General features: G+C 62.5%; 16 protein-coding genes. 2 read left to right on the forward strand and 14 right to left on the reverse strand.

The features are described 5' to 3' along the window. Positions 1–5: 5 nt before the first annotated feature. From imuA to AC07N4_RS03470, 3 genes are all read right to left on the reverse strand, one after another. Positions 6–623 (reverse strand): translesion DNA synthesis-associated protein ImuA, encoded by a 618-nt coding sequence (gene imuA, locus AC07N4_RS03460; RefSeq protein WP_007959433.1) that lies wholly within the window; start codon positions 621–623, stop codon positions 6–8. Then, on the reverse strand, positions 623–1,240 hold the full coding sequence (gene lexA, locus AC07N4_RS03465; RefSeq protein ID WP_102621788.1) for a transcriptional repressor LexA: 618 nt from the start codon (positions 1,238–1,240) through the stop codon (positions 623–625). Before lexA ends, imuA begins: the two co-directional genes overlap by 1 nt. Before the next feature lie 172 nt (positions 1,241–1,412). Next, positions 1,413–2,330, reverse strand: coding sequence for a LysR family transcriptional regulator (locus tag AC07N4_RS03470; RefSeq protein WP_493064946.1), 918 nt, complete (start codon positions 2,328–2,330; stop codon positions 1,413–1,415). A 103-nt stretch (positions 2,331–2,433) separates the two neighbouring features. Here AC07N4_RS03470 and AC07N4_RS03475 point away from each other — a divergent pair, with 103 nt between their 5' ends. Together AC07N4_RS03475 and AC07N4_RS03480 are read left to right on the forward strand one after the other, a co-directional pair. Next, on the forward strand, positions 2,434–4,188 hold the full coding sequence (locus tag AC07N4_RS03475) for an amidohydrolase (RefSeq protein ID WP_493064947.1): 1,755 nt from the start codon (positions 2,434–2,436) through the stop codon (positions 4,186–4,188). Positions 4,189–4,290: 102 nt separating this feature from the next. Further along, positions 4,291–5,028, forward strand: coding sequence for a TorF family putative porin (locus AC07N4_RS03480; RefSeq protein WP_493064948.1), 738 nt, complete (start codon positions 4,291–4,293; stop codon positions 5,026–5,028). Between the two features lie 22 nt (positions 5,029–5,050). Here the strand turns inward: AC07N4_RS03480 and AC07N4_RS03485 are convergent, their stop codons facing one another. From AC07N4_RS03485 to AC07N4_RS03535, 11 genes are all read right to left on the reverse strand, one after another. Beyond that, positions 5,051–5,329: a DUF971 domain-containing protein gene (locus AC07N4_RS03485; RefSeq protein WP_493064949.1), complete on the reverse strand. Its 279-nt coding sequence runs from the start codon at positions 5,327–5,329 to the stop codon at positions 5,051–5,053. Next, the gene (locus AC07N4_RS03490; protein WP_493064950.1) at positions 5,326–6,288 is read right to left on the reverse strand and encodes a HEAT repeat domain-containing protein; all 963 of its coding nucleotides are present in this window, start codon (positions 6,286–6,288) and stop codon (positions 5,326–5,328) included. Before AC07N4_RS03490 ends, AC07N4_RS03485 begins: the two co-directional genes overlap by 4 nt. Beyond that, on the reverse strand, positions 6,285–7,133 hold the full coding sequence (locus AC07N4_RS03495; protein WP_493064951.1) for an ABC transporter ATP-binding protein: 849 nt from the start codon (positions 7,131–7,133) through the stop codon (positions 6,285–6,287). The genes AC07N4_RS03490 and AC07N4_RS03495 overlap by 4 nt, the downstream gene beginning before the upstream one ends. Beyond that, the gene (locus tag AC07N4_RS03500) at positions 7,133–7,915 is read right to left on the reverse strand and encodes an ABC transporter permease (protein ID WP_493064952.1); all 783 of its coding nucleotides are present in this window, start codon (positions 7,913–7,915) and stop codon (positions 7,133–7,135) included. The genes AC07N4_RS03495 and AC07N4_RS03500 overlap by 1 nt, the downstream gene beginning before the upstream one ends. Before the next feature lie 220 nt (positions 7,916–8,135). After that, complete coding sequence (locus tag AC07N4_RS03505) at positions 8,136–9,539, reverse strand: ABC transporter substrate-binding protein (protein WP_493064953.1); 1,404 nt, start codon at positions 9,537–9,539, stop codon at positions 8,136–8,138. A gap of 110 nt (positions 9,540–9,649) precedes the next feature. Further along, the gene (locus tag AC07N4_RS03510) at positions 9,650–9,895 is read right to left on the reverse strand and encodes a 4Fe-4S dicluster domain-containing protein (RefSeq protein ID WP_007959413.1); all 246 of its coding nucleotides are present in this window, start codon (positions 9,893–9,895) and stop codon (positions 9,650–9,652) included. 25 nt (positions 9,896–9,920) lie between these two features. Further along, positions 9,921–11,651 (reverse strand): fumarate reductase/succinate dehydrogenase flavoprotein subunit, encoded by a 1,731-nt coding sequence (locus AC07N4_RS03515; RefSeq protein WP_493064954.1) that lies wholly within the window; start codon positions 11,649–11,651, stop codon positions 9,921–9,923. Between the two features lies 1 nt (position 11,652). Further along, positions 11,653–12,399, reverse strand: a complete 747-nt coding sequence (locus tag AC07N4_RS03520) for a GntR family transcriptional regulator (protein WP_493064955.1) — start codon at positions 12,397–12,399, stop codon at positions 11,653–11,655. A gap of 95 nt (positions 12,400–12,494) precedes the next feature. Continuing rightward, the gene (locus AC07N4_RS03525) at positions 12,495–13,463 is read right to left on the reverse strand and encodes a Gfo/Idh/MocA family protein (protein WP_493064956.1); all 969 of its coding nucleotides are present in this window, start codon (positions 13,461–13,463) and stop codon (positions 12,495–12,497) included. A 16-nt stretch (positions 13,464–13,479) separates the two neighbouring features. Then, positions 13,480–14,367: a Dyp-type peroxidase gene (locus AC07N4_RS03530; protein ID WP_493064957.1), complete on the reverse strand. Its 888-nt coding sequence runs from the start codon at positions 14,365–14,367 to the stop codon at positions 13,480–13,482. Between the two features lie 57 nt (positions 14,368–14,424). Then, positions 14,425–15,459, reverse strand: coding sequence for an AraC family transcriptional regulator (locus AC07N4_RS03535; protein WP_192558185.1), 1,035 nt, complete (start codon positions 15,457–15,459; stop codon positions 14,425–14,427). Positions 15,460–15,610 lie beyond the last annotated feature (151 nt).

A 15,610-nucleotide genomic window follows, 5' to 3' on the forward strand; every position in this document is an offset into this window, starting at 1 on the left:
CGACCTCAGTGCCCCACGGCGAAGGCAATCGGTGCACTGCGCGCCAGTCCGCCCCGGCACTTGAGTACGCGCAATTGCGCCGGGCGGGCATCGATGGCAATGCGCAATGCGGCCGGCGACGGATTGACCGCTTCGCTCAATGGCCGCCACGCGAACGCCAGGGTCTGGCCGGTTTCCGCCGCCACCTGCAAACGGCGCAAGGCGCGGTCATCGGCCTTGTGCGGCCAGCACAGCACTGCACCGCAACTGCCCGAACGCAGGCATTGTTCCGCCGCCCACAACGCATCGCGCTCGCTGGCCTGGATCACCGACAACTGCCGCAGATCGACCCCGGCATTGGCCCAGGCCTGCGGATACGGCACGAACGGCGGCGCCACCAGCACGATGCGCTCGCCCGCTGCCGACAGCCGCGCCAGAGTCGGCCACACCAGTTGCAGTTCGCCGACACCGGGCCCGGCCAGAAGGATTTCGCTCAGCGCCGCTTCCGGCCAGCCGCCACTGGGCAAGGCGGCATCCAGCGCCGCGTGCCCGGTGGGTTGCGGGCTGGCGGCCGGTGGCGCAGGCCGGCCCTTCCAGACCTGGCCGCCATTGAACAGCGTATCCAGCGCGACGACGGCACCCATCAGCCTTGCCTCACCAGACCGCAGAACACCCCTTCGATGGCCAGGTCCTGATCGGCCCGCACGACAATCGGCTGGTACGCCGGGTTGCGCGGCAACAGGCGAACCTCATCGCCGATCCGCTCGAAGCGTTTGATGGTGACCTCACCGTCGAGCCGCGCCACCACGATCTGGCCGTTGAGCGCCTCGGGGTTGCGGCGTACGCCGACCAGATCGCCGTCGAGAATCCCGTCCTCGATCATCGAATCACCCTGCACCCGCAGCATGTAGTCGGGCGTGCGGGAGAACAGCGCGGGATCGAGCATCAACCGATTGTGGATGTCGGCATCGGCGCCAATGGGCGCACCGGCGGCCACCCGGCCGAGTACCGGGACTTCGAGCAGCTCCGGTCGCGCCGGTTGCCCGAGCAAACGAATGCCCCGGGCCTGATGCGGATTGACCTCGATAAACCCGGCCTCGGTCAGCGCCAGCACATGCTTGCGCGCCACGCTGCGGGAGGCAAAACCAAAAGCCTCGCTGATTTCAGCGAGGCTTGGGGGCTGACCGTGTTCGGCGATGCGTTCGCGGATAAAGGTCAGGATGGCGGTACGGCGGGGAGTCAGAGTCGTCATGGAGTACATTTGTACTCCTGTGGGAATTTCCTGACAAGCACCGCCAGTCAGCTCGAATCCTGTGACTGATCGTTCCCACGCTCTGCGTGGGAATGCAGCCCGTGACGCTCCGCGTCACTGGACGCAGAGCGTCCCTAGAGGCATTCCCACGCGGAGCGTGGGAACGATCAGAAGCACGGAATCAGCTCAAACCGCGCTCCGCCAGAAACCCCGCGATGTAATCGATAAACGCCACAACCTTGGCCGTCGCCCGCCGATGGCTCGGGTACACCGCCAGGATGTGCGGGCCGAAGCTGTCCGGGTCGATGTCGTAATCAGCCATGACCCGCACCAGTCGCCCGTCGGCGATGTACGGCGCGGCGCTCCACAGCGGTGTGTGCAGCAAACCGCGCCCAGCCAAAGCGCTGGCCAGCAGCAAATCGTAATTGTCGCTGCGCAACAGCGGCGCCGCCGGTTGCGCCAGGCTCAGGCGCTGGCCGTCGCGTTCGGCCCACCAGAATTCGCGGCTGAGCAACGGATGCCGGTACAGCAGCCATTCATGTTGATCGAGGGTTTGCGGCGTCACCGGCAAGCCCTTGCGCGTCAGGTATTCGGGGCTGCCGCACAGCGCCAGACGATTGCTGCCGACCACCCGGGCAATCAGCCCCGGCAAGTCATCGTGCCCTTCGCGCAGCGCCAGGTCGTAACCGCTTTCCAGCAGATTGACGAATTCGTCGCACAAATCCACTTGCAGGCTGATCTGCGGGTATTGCTGCAAAAAGCCGTCACACACCTGATCGAGAAACGCCCGCCCGTAAGCCAGCGGCGCGGTGATTTTCAGGCTGCCGCGCAGGCCGTGCTGCAACTGCTCGATTTCCTCGCTGGCCTCATCGAGGCGCTGCAACACCTGTCGTGCGGTTTCCAGATAGAGCCGGCCGATTTCGGTCAGCAGAATCCGACGCGTGCTGCGCTCGAAGAGCCGCGCACCAAGTTCGGACTCCAGATGATTGACCGCTTTGGTCAGGGCCGACGGGGTCTTGCCCAGTTGCTCGGCAGCGCGGCTGAAACTGCCGAGCTGCGCGGTGACCACGAACATTTTCAGTGCACCCAGCTTGTCCATGCTTTTTCCATTCAGGCAAAAACGTTTTTCGTGAGGGAGGCGTTCTGTCGGGCGTTGGCAGCCACTAATCTGGCCATCAGACGCAATAACAAGGAAATGTTCAATGAAAAGATTCATCCCGATTTTCACAAAAAATGTACTGATCGCCGCTATGAGTTTTGCCTCGATGGAAGCCATGGCCGCCACCGATCTGGTGCTGCTCAACGGCAAGATTTTCACCGCCGACCGCGCTCAACCGCAGGTTCAAGCACTGGCCGTGGAGAACGGCAAGGTGCTTAAAGTCGGCACGGATGCGCAGATCAAAGCCTTGATCGAGCCCGGCACCCAAGTGATCGACCTCAAAGGCCAGACGCTGATGCCCGGCCTGATCGACAGCCATTCCCACGCGATTTTCGGCGGGCTGGAAATGGTCTCGGCGAACATGGAAGACGACGTGGTCGGTCTTGATGAACTGGAAAAACGCCTGCGCGGCTGGCGCGATGACGGCAAGGCCCGGCATGGCGATGTGTTGAGCGTGGCCGGCATGAGTTCGGCGTACTGGGCCAAAGCTGAGGCCCTGGGCAAAATCTTCAACCACGGCGAATGGGCTGAAGTACCCGTGGTGTTCACCGGCAGCGATCACCACACGGCGTGGGCCAACAACGTCATGCTCAAGCGCGCGGGCATCGACGCCGCACTGCTGAAAAACTTGCCGGACGCGGAAAAAGACACCATTGGCAAACTGGCCAGCGGTGAGCCGAACGGCTTTGTGGTCGACGCCGGTTGGGATCGCGTCGCCTCGAAAATGCCGGTGCCGAGCCCTGCCGATATGCTCAAGGCCGCGCAATCGGCGGTGCGCTTTAACAACAGCCTCGGCATCACCGCGTGGATGGACCCCGCCGCCAACGCCGCGCCGGGCGAGCCGGTGTTTGCCCTCAAGCCCACCGAGAAAACCGTTGGCGTGCTGCCGGCCTACAAGGCCCTGTCGGAAAGCGGTGGCATGACCGCCCACGTCGCCGCGCTGCTGGTGGCCAACCCGAAAAGCGTCCCGGCCGATCTCGATACCCTCGACAAGGTTCGCCAGCAGTTCCAGGGCATCCCCAACCTGACGCTGCCGGGGATCAAGATCTTCGCTGACGGCGTGATCGAATACCCGGCCCAGAGCGCGGCGATGATCGATCCCTACAGCAACTCCCACAAACAGGGCGAACTGCTGATTGATCCGCAGCACTTCGGCGAACTGGTCAGCGCCATCGACCAGCGCGGCTGGCTGGTGCACATCCACGCCATCGGTGACCGCGCGGTACGCGAATCCCTCAACGGTATCGCCCAGGCGCGCAAGGATCGACAAAGCGGCGTGACGCACTCGATCACCCACCTGCAAATGGTCAATCCGAAAGAATTTGCGCGCTTCAAGCCATTGAACGTGATTGCCTCGATGCAATTGCTCTGGGCCAGCGCCGACGACTACACCACCGACATGATCAAGCCTTACGTCAGCGCCCTCGCCTTCCGCTATCAATACCCGGCGCACTCGCTGCTCAAGCAAGGCGCGACGATTGCCGGCGCCAGCGACTGGCCGGTGTCCTCACCGAACCCGTGGAACGCCATGGCCCAGGCCATCACCCGCACCGGGCCGCTGGGCGTGCTCAACGCCGACGAACGCCTGGACCGCGAAACCATGTTCTACGCCTACACCGTCAACGCCGCGCGGACCATCGGCCTGGAGCGACAGATCGGTTCCCTGAGCCCCGGCAAACAGGCCGATTTCATCGTGCTCGATCGCGACGTGTTCAGCGTCGATGACAAGGCCCTGCATGACACCCGGGTTCTGCAAACCTGGTTCGCCGGCCGTCAGGTCTACGCACCGACCCTCTAATAACAATCGCCGTACCCCCTGCCCGACCCCGCGCCAACCGCCGGGGTCCGGCGCAGCCTTGCCTGCTTCCTGCCCATAACAATCACAACATCGGGACTTCACATGAAAGCCATGCCCCTGCTCGCCCTCACTTCCTTGAGCCTGCTGCCCTTGAGCAGCCACGCGATCCCCTTGAACGATGATTTCGCCGTGCTGGTCGACCTGACCCTGGCCAGCGACTACCGCACTCGCGGCATCTCCCAGACCCAGAACGACCCGGCCGTGCAGGCCGGTCTGACCCTGGCCCACAGCAGCGGTCTGTACCTCGGCGCGTGGAGTTCGAACGTCGATTTCGGCGGCGGCCTGAAAACCCGTCAGGAGGTCGATTACTACGCCGGCTGGCTGTGGCAGGCCACCGAGCAGGTGAGCCTGGACCTCGGCACCATTCGCTACGTCTACCCCAGGGAAAGCCAGTTCAATCAGACCGAGGTCTACGGGATTCTCGGCGTCTACGGCGTGAAGCTGGCGGCGTACTACTCCAGTGATGCGCCGGGCATCGACAGCAAACAGAGTTCGCTCTACAGCTACATCGGCTATGAAACCGAATTGCCGTTCGATTCCGGGCTGAAGCTGCGCTACGGCAACATGGACTTCAAGGACCCGCACCTGTATTCGGCATCCGGTCACAGCGAAGAGTCCTACCGGGAGTGGGAAGTCAAACTGACCCACAACCTGGCCGGCGTGGTGCTGGGTCTGAGCTACATCGACACCGACCTCTCGCAGAGCCAATGCCTGAGCAACTGGGGCTTCAAGGATGTGTGCACGGCGACGATCGTGGCCAGTGTCAGTAAATCCTTCTGAGCCCCGGTTGATTGCGGTGAGTTCAGGGCGAGAGTTGCGCAAGGTATTGCCATGGGTAGATCCCGCGTTGATGACCATCGCTGAACACCAGTTGCAGGCCGTAACCCTGGGGGTTGAGCTCGATCACACGCACTCGATCATCGACCAACGGGGCCGAACCCCGCAGGCGAAACGCCCGGCACTGCGAGCACGGGCACTGGCGGCGCAGTTCGGCATGGTCGAGCAACTGCTCGCGGCCATCCGGCCAGCTCAGCCGCAACCGGTGTTCACTTTGGGAATTGCCGATCGCCAGCGGATTCATTGCAGCTGACTCAAGGCAATCCGCACGGCCTTGCGCACTTCCGGGTCGCCGTCATCCTGCGCGGCCTGCAACGCCGCCACGGCCCCGCGATCATTCAACTCGCCCAGCGCCAGCGCCGCTTCCTTGCGCAGGTTGCTGATGCGATGGCCGAGGGTGTCGATCAAGGCGTCGAGGGCCGGCACGTAACGCAAACGGCCGAGGCTGCGAGTGGCGCGCAGGCGCACTTGCCAGTAGTCGTCGGCCAAGGCTTCGATCAGCGCCGGGCCTGCGTCGGTGTGGCCGACCTTGCCGAGGGTGGTCGCGGCTTCTTCGCGTACTTGCCAGGCCTGATCCAGCAGGGCCTGACGCAATGCGGGCAGCACCTCGGCGTCACTTGCCAAGCCCAGAGCGCCGGTGGCGGCGCGACGTACTTCGGTGTCCGGATCATTGCTGGCCAAACGTGCCAGCGCCGGCAAGGCATCCAGCTGTTTGAGCCAACCGAGCACGCCGACGGCTTCGCGACGGACACTGGCGTCGGCATCACTCAACGCTTGAATCGCGGCGGGTGCGGCGCCGGGGAAGCGCAACTCGCGCAACGCCCGGAACACGGCAATCCGCACGCTGGTTTCGGCATGGGCGGTCCACGGCAGAATCACCCTGCCCGCCGCTTCGGTTTTGAGCAGGCTCAGGCTCTGCGCCGCAGCGGCTTGCACCGCTGGCGACGGATCCGTCAGCGCCTGGCACAGCGCTTCTACCACCGGTTCGTCTTCCCAGGCTTCCAATAGACGTGCCGCTTCGGCACGCACTTCTTCGGCCGGGTCTTCGGCCAGACGCTCGACCAACCAGAGCAGACCGTCCGGCTCTTCGAGGTCGGCAAGGTCGATCAGGGCAATCCGGCGCACTCCGGCGTCATCAGCAGTCAGGCGCGGTTGCAGGGCAAGAATATCGTCGTTATCGGTCACAGCAAAAAATGAGGTCACAGGGCAAATCTCGGCAAGGCGTTTTCAGGAGGCAAACCGAGCGGATTGAGGCGCGGCAGCGGTCGGTCGTTGTCGTGGCGCAGCAGGTCGAGGCAGTGGCGCTTGAGGCGCGAGAAATCGCTGCTGGTGACCAGTTCGGTGGTGCGTGGCCGTGGGAAATCCAGGCGCAGGTCTTCGATGATCCGCCCCGGCCGCGCGCTCATCACCAGCAAACGGTCGGCGAGAAACAGCGCTTCGTCGATGTCATGGGTGACGAACACCACCGTGGTGCGAATCCGCGTCCAGATGTCCAGCAGCAGTTCCTGCATGTTCAGTCGGGTCAGCGCATCCAGCGCGCCGAAGGGTTCATCCATCAGCAACAGCCGTGGCCGGTTGACCAGCACCCGGGCGATTTCCACCCGTTGCTGCATGCCGCCGGAGAGTTGATCCGGCCAGCGTTCGGCGAAGCCTTCAAGGCCGACCAGTTTGAGGATTTCATCAGCGGCGCGATGGCGTTCGGTCTTGCCAATGCCGCGCATCTTCAGCCCGAAGGCGACGTTGTCGCGCACCGTGCGCCACGGGAACAGGGTGTGATGCTGGAACACCATGCCGCGCTGTGGCGACGGGCCGGACACCTCGGCGCCGTCGACTTTCAACTGCCCGCCATGGGGTTGCAGATGCCCGGCCAGCGCGCCGAGCAAGGTCGATTTACCGCAACCGGACGGGCCAAGAATGCACACGAACTGGCCCGGTTCGATCTGGCAATCCAGCCCCTGCACCGCTTCAAACGCTTGCCGGCCCTCGCCGAGGACGATGGATAACTGGCGGATGTCGATCCGCCCTTCCGGGGTTTGCATCACGCTCATCAGGCTTTTCCTCGTGGTCGGTGCCAGGGCGTGAACAGACCGCCAAGGCGTTTGATCAGCAGGCTGCTGCCCATGCCCAACACGCCGATCAGCAACATGCCGACCACGATGTCGGCGTAGTTCTGAATGGTGTAGGACTCCCAGGTGTAGTAACCGATGCCGAACTGGCCGGAGATCATTTCGGCGGTCACCAGACAGAACCATGAGGTGCCCATGCCGATCGCCAACCCGGTGATGACGCTCGGCGCAGCGCCCGGCAGGATCACTTCCAGCAGGATCGCCCGGCGTCCGGCCCCGAGGCTTTTGGCCGAGGCGATCAGGCGCGGGTCGACACCTTCGACGCCATGCACGGTGTTGAGCAGGATCGGGAACAGCGCGCCGGTGAAGGTGATGAACACCATCGACAGCTCCGACGACGGGAACATCAGGATGGCCAGCGGAATCCATGCGACGGCGGGGATTGGGCGCAGCACTTCCAGTGGAGGCAGCAGCAGGTCTTCGGCCCATTTCGAGCGGCCGATGGCCAGGCCCAGGGCGATGCCGATCACCAGCGCGGCGAGGTAGCCGGCGAAGACTCGGCCGAGGCTGGCGCTCAGGTGCTGGATGAGCTTGCCGGAGTCGCCCAGGCCGAGGGCGGCTTCGATGACGGCCAGCGGGGTTGGGACGTTGGCGAAGGTGACGAGGCCGAGGTTCCAGTGGTGGCTCGCGGCTAGTTGCCAGAAGAGCAGGCAGAGTAATAGGGAGGTTGCTCTTGATATCCAGCGATTTTTTGGGATTTTCATGGATCGGAATTCCGTGTGATGGCTGAGATCGCCCCCCCTCACCCCAGCCCTCTCCCCCAAGGGGGCGAGGGGGAAAGGGAGCCGATCTTCATGCATTTCAAGACCTGAGTTCGGCTCGATTTCTCAGGTCGGCGTAACTCTTCAGAACAACACCGTCAGTCCCCTCTCCCTCCGGGAGAGGGTTAGGGTGAGGGGCTTTTGATCTGCCTTTGATCGGGTGTTAGCGGCTAGCCACGGCCTGCGCGGTGGCATCGGTGAAATCAAACACCTTCCCCCCCTGCGCCGAAGCAAACTGCTGCGCCTGCCCCTTCAACAAAAACGCACTCAACCGCCCCTTCCCATCACTGGCAAACCACGCCTGCTCCGCCAGCAACTTGATCCCGCTGTCACTCGCCTGCGCATACACCGCGCGGATGTTCTTGCCTTCCGATTTCAGGCCGGCCAGTGCGGTAAACGCCTCTTCAGCCGAGGCATAACGCCGGACCTTGTCCTCACCGCGCACCCAGATTTCCGCAACATGGCTGAAATCAGAAATAACTTTCCCAGTCACCGCATCGACAGACTTCAACGGCGTCTGCGCGTAATTGGCCAGTTGCGCCGTGTAATCCAGATTCGAAGCCTTGAACGCAGCACGAATGTACTGATCGTCGATAAAGGTGTTCAGGTCGAGCCCGCGATCCGCCTTCTTCAGCAACTTCAACGTGTCGATGGCGGTACCTACGGCCTGGCGATATTCCGGCTTCCAGCTCAGGTCGCGGGTCTGCACGCCCAGCGGGCCGTGGAACAGGTAATTGACCTCGGCATCGACGCCAGTGACTTTGGCGATCAGCTCGCTGTACTTCTCCGGTTCGGCGGCCAGCAGTTGATTGGCCTCGATGCTCGCCCTCAGATAGGCGACAACGATTTCCGGGTACTTTTTCGCATAGGCCTGATCGACCAGCGCACCGTGGAAGGTCGGCGCATTGGCCTGGGCGCCGTCGTAGATCTTGCGGGCGAAACCACGGCTCGGGAACAGTTCGGCGAACGGTACAAAATCAGCGTGGGCGTCGATCTTGCCGGCCTGCAACGCGGAGCCTGCGACCTCTGGCGGCTGGGCGATGATGTTCACATCCTTCAGCGGATCCCAGCCCTGCTCCGCCACGGCGCGCAGCAACATGCCGTGGGCGGTGGAAGCGAACGGTACGGAAATGGTCTTGCCCTTGAGTTCGCTCAGCGACTGCACACCAGACGCGCTCGGCACCACGATGCCATTGCCGCTGCCCTTGATGCTGCCCGACAACACGCTGATGAACAGGCTGTGTTTGCCAGCGGTTTCGAACGCCACACCATTGAACGCACCCGGGAAATCGGCCATGGCGCCAAAGTCGAGTTTGCCGGCGACCATCTCGTTGGTCAGTGGCGCGCCGCTGGTGAAATTCTTCCACTGCACGTCGTATTTGGCGTCCTTGTAGGCGCCGTCGTGAGGCAGGTATTTGTCGAGCAGGCCCAACTCGCGAATCAACAGGCCGCCGGCGGCGCAGTTGATGGTGGTGTCCTGAGTGCCGATGGCAATGCGGATGGTTTCGGCCGAGGCCGACAAGGTGAACGAAGCCAGTACCAGACCGGCGATTGCTGCACGCAACATGGTTGAATCCCCTCGAATCATTTATAGGATATTCGTCTCCGCCGCGATCAGGGCGCGGTGGGAAACGAGGGGTGTCTTGAATCAGGCGTCCGGTGTTGCCGGATAGCGTTTTAGCGGAGCAGGTACGGGATTTCGACTTTCACCGCACCGGTCGGGCAGTCCTTTTCGCACGGCATGCAGTACCAGCATTCGTCGAAAGCCATGTAGGCCTTTTGCGTGGCCGGGTTGATCGCCAGCAGGTCCATCGGGCAGACGTCGACGCACACGGTGCAGCCCTTTTCGGCGATGCATTTGTCCTCGTCCACGGTGACGGGGGCGTTGGAGCGGAAGAAGATTTCCTGGGCTTGATAGGCCATGGTTCGGACTCTCTCTAGTGATGCCTCAAGCGGCGAAAGCGCCGACCCGCAAACGGTCGTAGGCCTGCATTTCCTCGGCATCGAGCGGGATGATGTAAGGCTCGACGGCTTTCTTGAAACTGGTCATGCGCCCGTCTTCGCCCTTCTTCAGGTGGCAATGGCAGAACCATTCGCGGTCGTCCCGTTGCGGGTGATCGACGCGGTAGTGGTACAGGCCCCAGCGGCTTTCAGCGCGGAACAGCGAGGCGCGCGCAGCCATTTCGGCGCAGTCGCGAATCACGCTGGTTTCCATGGCGCGCATCAGTTCGTGGGCGTTGTTGGCCTTCATCTCGTCGAGATCGCGCTCGATGTCACTGAAACGCTGCAGGCCGATTTCCATCTTCTTGGTCACTTTCGGCGGTTGCAGGTAGTCGTTGACGAAGCGCCGCAGCTTGTACTCGACCTGAGCCGGCGGCAGACCGTGCTCGCGATCCAGTGGTGCATAGACCCGGGCCTTTTCCTTCGCGATCTGTTCGACATCCAGCGTAGAGAACTCACGCCCGGCGACAAACTCCGCCGCGTTATGGCCGGCAAACCAGCCGTAAGTGAACGCGCCGAGCATGTAGTTGTGCGGCACGGCGGCCATGTCACCGGCCGAGTACAGACCTTTCACCGACGTCTCGGCCCGCTCGTTGACCCACACACCGGACGCCGAGTGACCGCTGCAAAAACCGATTTCCGAGATGTGCATCTCGACCATCTGCGTGCGGTAGTCGGTGCCTCGATTGGCGTGGAACTGGCCGCGACTCGGGCGCTCGTTGCTGTGCAGGATTTCCTCGATGTTCTGGATGGTTTCCTCGGCCAGGTGATCGAGTTTCAGGAACACCGGGCCGTTGCCGCTTTCCAGTTCCTGGTGGAACTCCCACATCATCTGCCCGCTCCAGTAGTCGCACTCGATGAAGCGTTCGCCCTTGTTGTTGGCGGTGTAGCCACCCAGCGGGCCAGTGACGTAGGCGCAGGCCGGGCCGTTGTAGTCCTTGATCAGCGGGTTGATCTGGAAGCACTCGAGGTTCGCCAGTTCCGCCCCGGCGTGATACGCCATCGCATAACCGTCGCCAGCGTTGGTCGGGTTTTCATAGGTGCCCATCAGGTAACCCGAGGACGGCAAACCAAGTCGCCCGGCGGCGCCGCAGGCGAGGATCACTGCCTTGGCTTTGATCACATGGAAGTCGGCGGTGCGGCAGTCGAACCCCATCACACCGTTGACGGCGCCCTCCTCGTCGGTCAGCAAACGGGTGCAGACGAGACGATTGGTAATGCTCACCCGCGCCCGCTTCAACTGGCGATACAGGACTTTCTTGATGTCGTGCCCTTCCGGCATCGGCAGCACGTAGGCGCCCATGTGGTGGACTTTTTTCACCGCGTAATCGCCGGTTTCGTCTTTCTCGAACTTCACACCCCAGCGATCGAGCTGCTCGATGGTTTCAAAACTGTGGGTGGCATAGGCGTACACCGCCGCCTGATTGACGATGCCGTCGTTGGCGATGGTGATTTCCTTGGTGTACTGCTCCGGCGTCGAGTGGCCGGGAATGATCGCGTTGTTCAGGCCGTCCATGCCCATGCTGATCGCGCCGCTGCGCTTGACGTTGGCCTTGTCGACCAGCAGCACGCGCAGCTCCTTGTTTTTTTCCTTGGCCTTGATCGCCGCCATCGGGCCAGCGGTGCCACCGCCGATCACGACGATGTCGTATTCCTGCTCTAAGGTATTGCGGGTCATGTCACGCCCCTTTTTGCCGGTCGATCCGCAGGCGGTACTGGAACGCATCGCCACGGTAGTAAAGGTGTTCGAAGTCCAGCGGCTGGCCGTTGGCGTCGTGGGTCAGACGTTCGATGCGCATGATCGGCGAGCCGGCCTCGACGTTCAGCGCCTGGGTCAGGTCGCTGTCGGCCAGCACCGCGTCGATGGCCAGATCGGCGTGGCCGAGGGCAATGCCGCAGTCGTTTTCGAGGATCAGGAAGATGTCGCGGGTGACCAGATCGGCCTTCTCCAGCCGTTCGCCAACCGTTTTGGGCAGGTAGGTGATTTCCAGCGAAATCGGCTCGCGGTTGATCAGCCGTACGCGTTTGATCTGCGCAACGATTTCGCCTTCGGCGACCTGCAAACGCTCGGCGACCAGTTTGTTGGCGGCGATGAATTTGAAGCTGCGCAGGCGGTTGATCACCTCGTAGCCACGGCCGGTCATGGACTCGGCGAGGCCTTGCAGGGTGCTGACGTTCTGGAAGGTCTTGGGTTTGGCGACGAAGGTGCCTTTGCCATGGATCTTGAAGATCAGCCCTTCTTTCTGCAGATCGCCCAGGGCCTGGCGCACGGTGATGCGGCTGACCTTGAACAACGTGCCGAGCTCGCTTTCGGACGGCATCTGGCTGTCTTGCGGGTATTCGCCGTCGAGAATCCGGGCGCGCAGCACGTCGCGCAGTTGGGTGTGCAGCGGGACGCTGCCCAGGGAGAGAACGTTATCGGTCATCACGGGATCACTTGTCATAACGAGTTATGACGTGATCTTAGAGACGTTATGACAAGCTTGAGAAATATTGTTTGGGCATAACCTTAGACGCGCCTTCAGTGGCGCTTGAGGATTTGATCCATGACCCAATCGGTCTTCAGGGCTTCGGCGGCGACTGCCGGGTGCCGGGACTCACCGCGAATCTGCGCGTTCATGCCGAGTACGTGATGCCACTGGATGTGTTCGTGATGGTCGATGATAAGGCTGAGCGACTCATCGGCATGCAACTCGACCGGATGCTCATCGAACACCGAAAAACCGATTCGCCCTTGGCTGCCGATGATCTCGACCCGATCCTCCCGCCGATCCGCAACAAAGCTCCAGCAACCCATGCCTAACGCGCCCGAGTCAAACCGCCAACTGGCGCTGACCGCATCCTCCGCCGCGTACAACCCGGCCTGACGCGCCGTGAATCCGGCGACTTCAACGATGTCGCCGAGCAGGTACTGGAACAGATCAAAACCATGGCTGGCGAGATCCGTGAAATACCCGCCCCCGGCCACCGCCGGATCGGTGCGCCAGTTGGCGCTGCCGTCCAGATCCTTCGGTGATGGCGCCTTGGTCAGCGTCCAGCTCAAGTGCCGCACTTCGCCAATGCGGCCCTGCTCCAACCATTGTCGAACCTGCTGGAAACGCGGTAACGAACGGCGGTAATAGGAGACGAACAGGTGCAGACCGGCATCGGCAAACACCTGCTGCATTTCGCGGCTTTGCCCGGCGTTGAGCGCCATGGGTTTTTCGACGCAGCAATGCTTGCCGGCGGCGGCGACTTTCAGGCTGTAGGCATGGTGGCTGTCGGGTGGCGTGGCGATGTACACCGCGTCCACTTCGGGGTCGTTGATCAGCTCATCGATGTCGGTGTAAGTCCGGGCGATGCCGTGGCGCGTGGCGTAATCGGTCACCGCTTCGAGACGTCGCCCCATCACTGCCACCAACGCCGAGCCGGGGGCCTTGTAGAAGGCCGGCCCGCTCTTGCGTTCAGCGACACTGCCGCAACCGATCATGCCCCAGCGCACCACGTTCATTGCTCTTCCTTGTGTCTTAGCCGATGCGCAAGGCGCGCAGGTCGAGGTGGCCGTCCTTGAGCGGCGGGCACCAGTAGTAACCGCCGGTGATCGGCCGGCTGATGCGGTACAAACCGTCGGTGATGCCGTCTTCCAGACCGCTCATGCGGCGCAGTTGCGCTTCGAACGCGTCGAGGGAGAAACCGAACGCCAGGAACATCAGGCCCGCGCGGTCGCCTTCGATCCACGGCATCGAACGGCGCACAACGAAGGCTTCCGGAGCGAAGCTTTCCTGGGCGGTGCGCTTGACGTGGGCGGACACCGGGGCGTCGTCGATCTCTTCGTTGTCGCTCAGGCGACGGCCCATGATGTTGTCTTTGTCTTCGGCGGACAGTGCATGGAAACCCTTGAGGTCGTGCTGCCATTGCTGGATCGCGGCAAAGCTGCCACCCACCAGACCTTCGGCGCCTTCACTTTGTAGTGCGGCGGCGATGGCGGCTTCGTCGTGAGGGTTTTCGGTGCCGTCTTCATAACCGGTGAGGTCATGACCGTCCTTGTGACGGAAGGCTTCCTGCATCTGAACCAGACGCAGCGCCGGGGCCAGTGCGGCCTCAAGTGCGGTGCTGCAGTTGAGCAGCTCGCCACGGTCGACGCCGTGCAGCCAGACCCACAGGGCGTGCTGGGTCGACGGGTTTTCCACGCCGACACCGGTCAGCGCCGGGAAGCTGCGCAGGCCGTCGATGTTCACATTCAGGGCCTTGGCCAGGGATTCACCGAAACCGACCACCGCCGACTTGCTGTCCACCAGGTTCAGCAGGTTGTCGATCGCCTGCGGCAGTGCTTCCACCGATTCGAGGGCGAAAAACAGGTGACGTGCTTGCGGCGGAACAGGGGTGGCGAGGATGCCCGGCTGGTAATAACTCATGTGAACTCCTTGGGAAAGAGCGCGGAGTTTAACTGTAGCCGGAGGGTTTGTGTGGGATCAGATGACGCACTCGTTGCGCCACGCACTCGGGCTCTTCCCCGTCCAGCGCTTGAACGCCCGACGAAAACTGCGCACATCGCTATAGCCAACTTCTTCGGTGATGCGCTCGATGGGCATGTCGGGATTGGCCAGCAGACTCATCGTGCGCGCCTGACGCACTTGCTCCAGCAGCGCTTCGAAGGTCAGCGAGTGCTCGGTCAGCCGCCGACGCAAGGTGCGGCTGCTCATGTTCAGGTCACCAGCGATCTTTTCGATGTGGCTGCCCCGGCTCAGGTCCCGGGCAATGGCGCGCTCCACGGCCTGGATCAGATCAAGTTTCTGGTGGACTTGCGCCGCTTCCAGCTCCAGCAGTGTGACCGCCTGACGCAGCGCCAGCGAATGATGATTGGGCAGGTTCACATCCAGCCACTGCACATCGATCAGCATGCGATTGTGCAGACAACCGAAGCGTACGTCCGGCCCCAAAAGCCGCCGGTATTCATCAACGTAATCCGGCGCCGCATGCATGAACTCCACGGCAATCGGCTTGAACGTCTCGCCCACCAGCGCCCGGCCGTAGACCAAGAGGCTGGCGAAAAACTCTTCGACCGCAAACACCTGCACCTCGGCGAACGGCAAGCGGCATTCCACGTCCAGGTACACCTGCTCGCCCACGACATCGACGCTGGAAACGACAATCCCGCCGGACGTGTGCTGATGACGAATCCCCAGTTCGAACGCATCGCGCAGGTTCTTGCACAGCGACAGCACATGCCCGAGCAGACCGAGGGTACCGAGCACGTTCTGCGCACCGACCCACAGGCCCAGCCCCTGATTGGGCAAAGCTTTCAGCGCTCGCTGAATCATGGCCACGGCCTGGCGATAGGAAATCCGCTGCGAAGGATCCTGCAGGTCTTCGAAAGTGAAACCGAGGCCACGGCACAGGCTTTCGGCCTCAATACCCTTGTTGGCAGCAACTTCGGCCAGGGTCTGCAGCAGAAACGGCGACACCAGCGCCAGTTCGAAGGTGGGGTCTTGGACTTTTACATTCATGGGGGCTGACATTCCGGATCACGCTGAATTGTTATTTTTGTAACCGGTTATGTCGAAGGAAGTTAGCACAGGGTTGGCGGACTGTCCGCAGAAGTCCCCTTCCGTGTCCGCCAATACCCTGCCCCGCTGTGCGCCAAGGGCTTATTTCTAT

This window comes from Pseudomonas sp. GW821-FHT09E04, assembly GCF_059416185.1.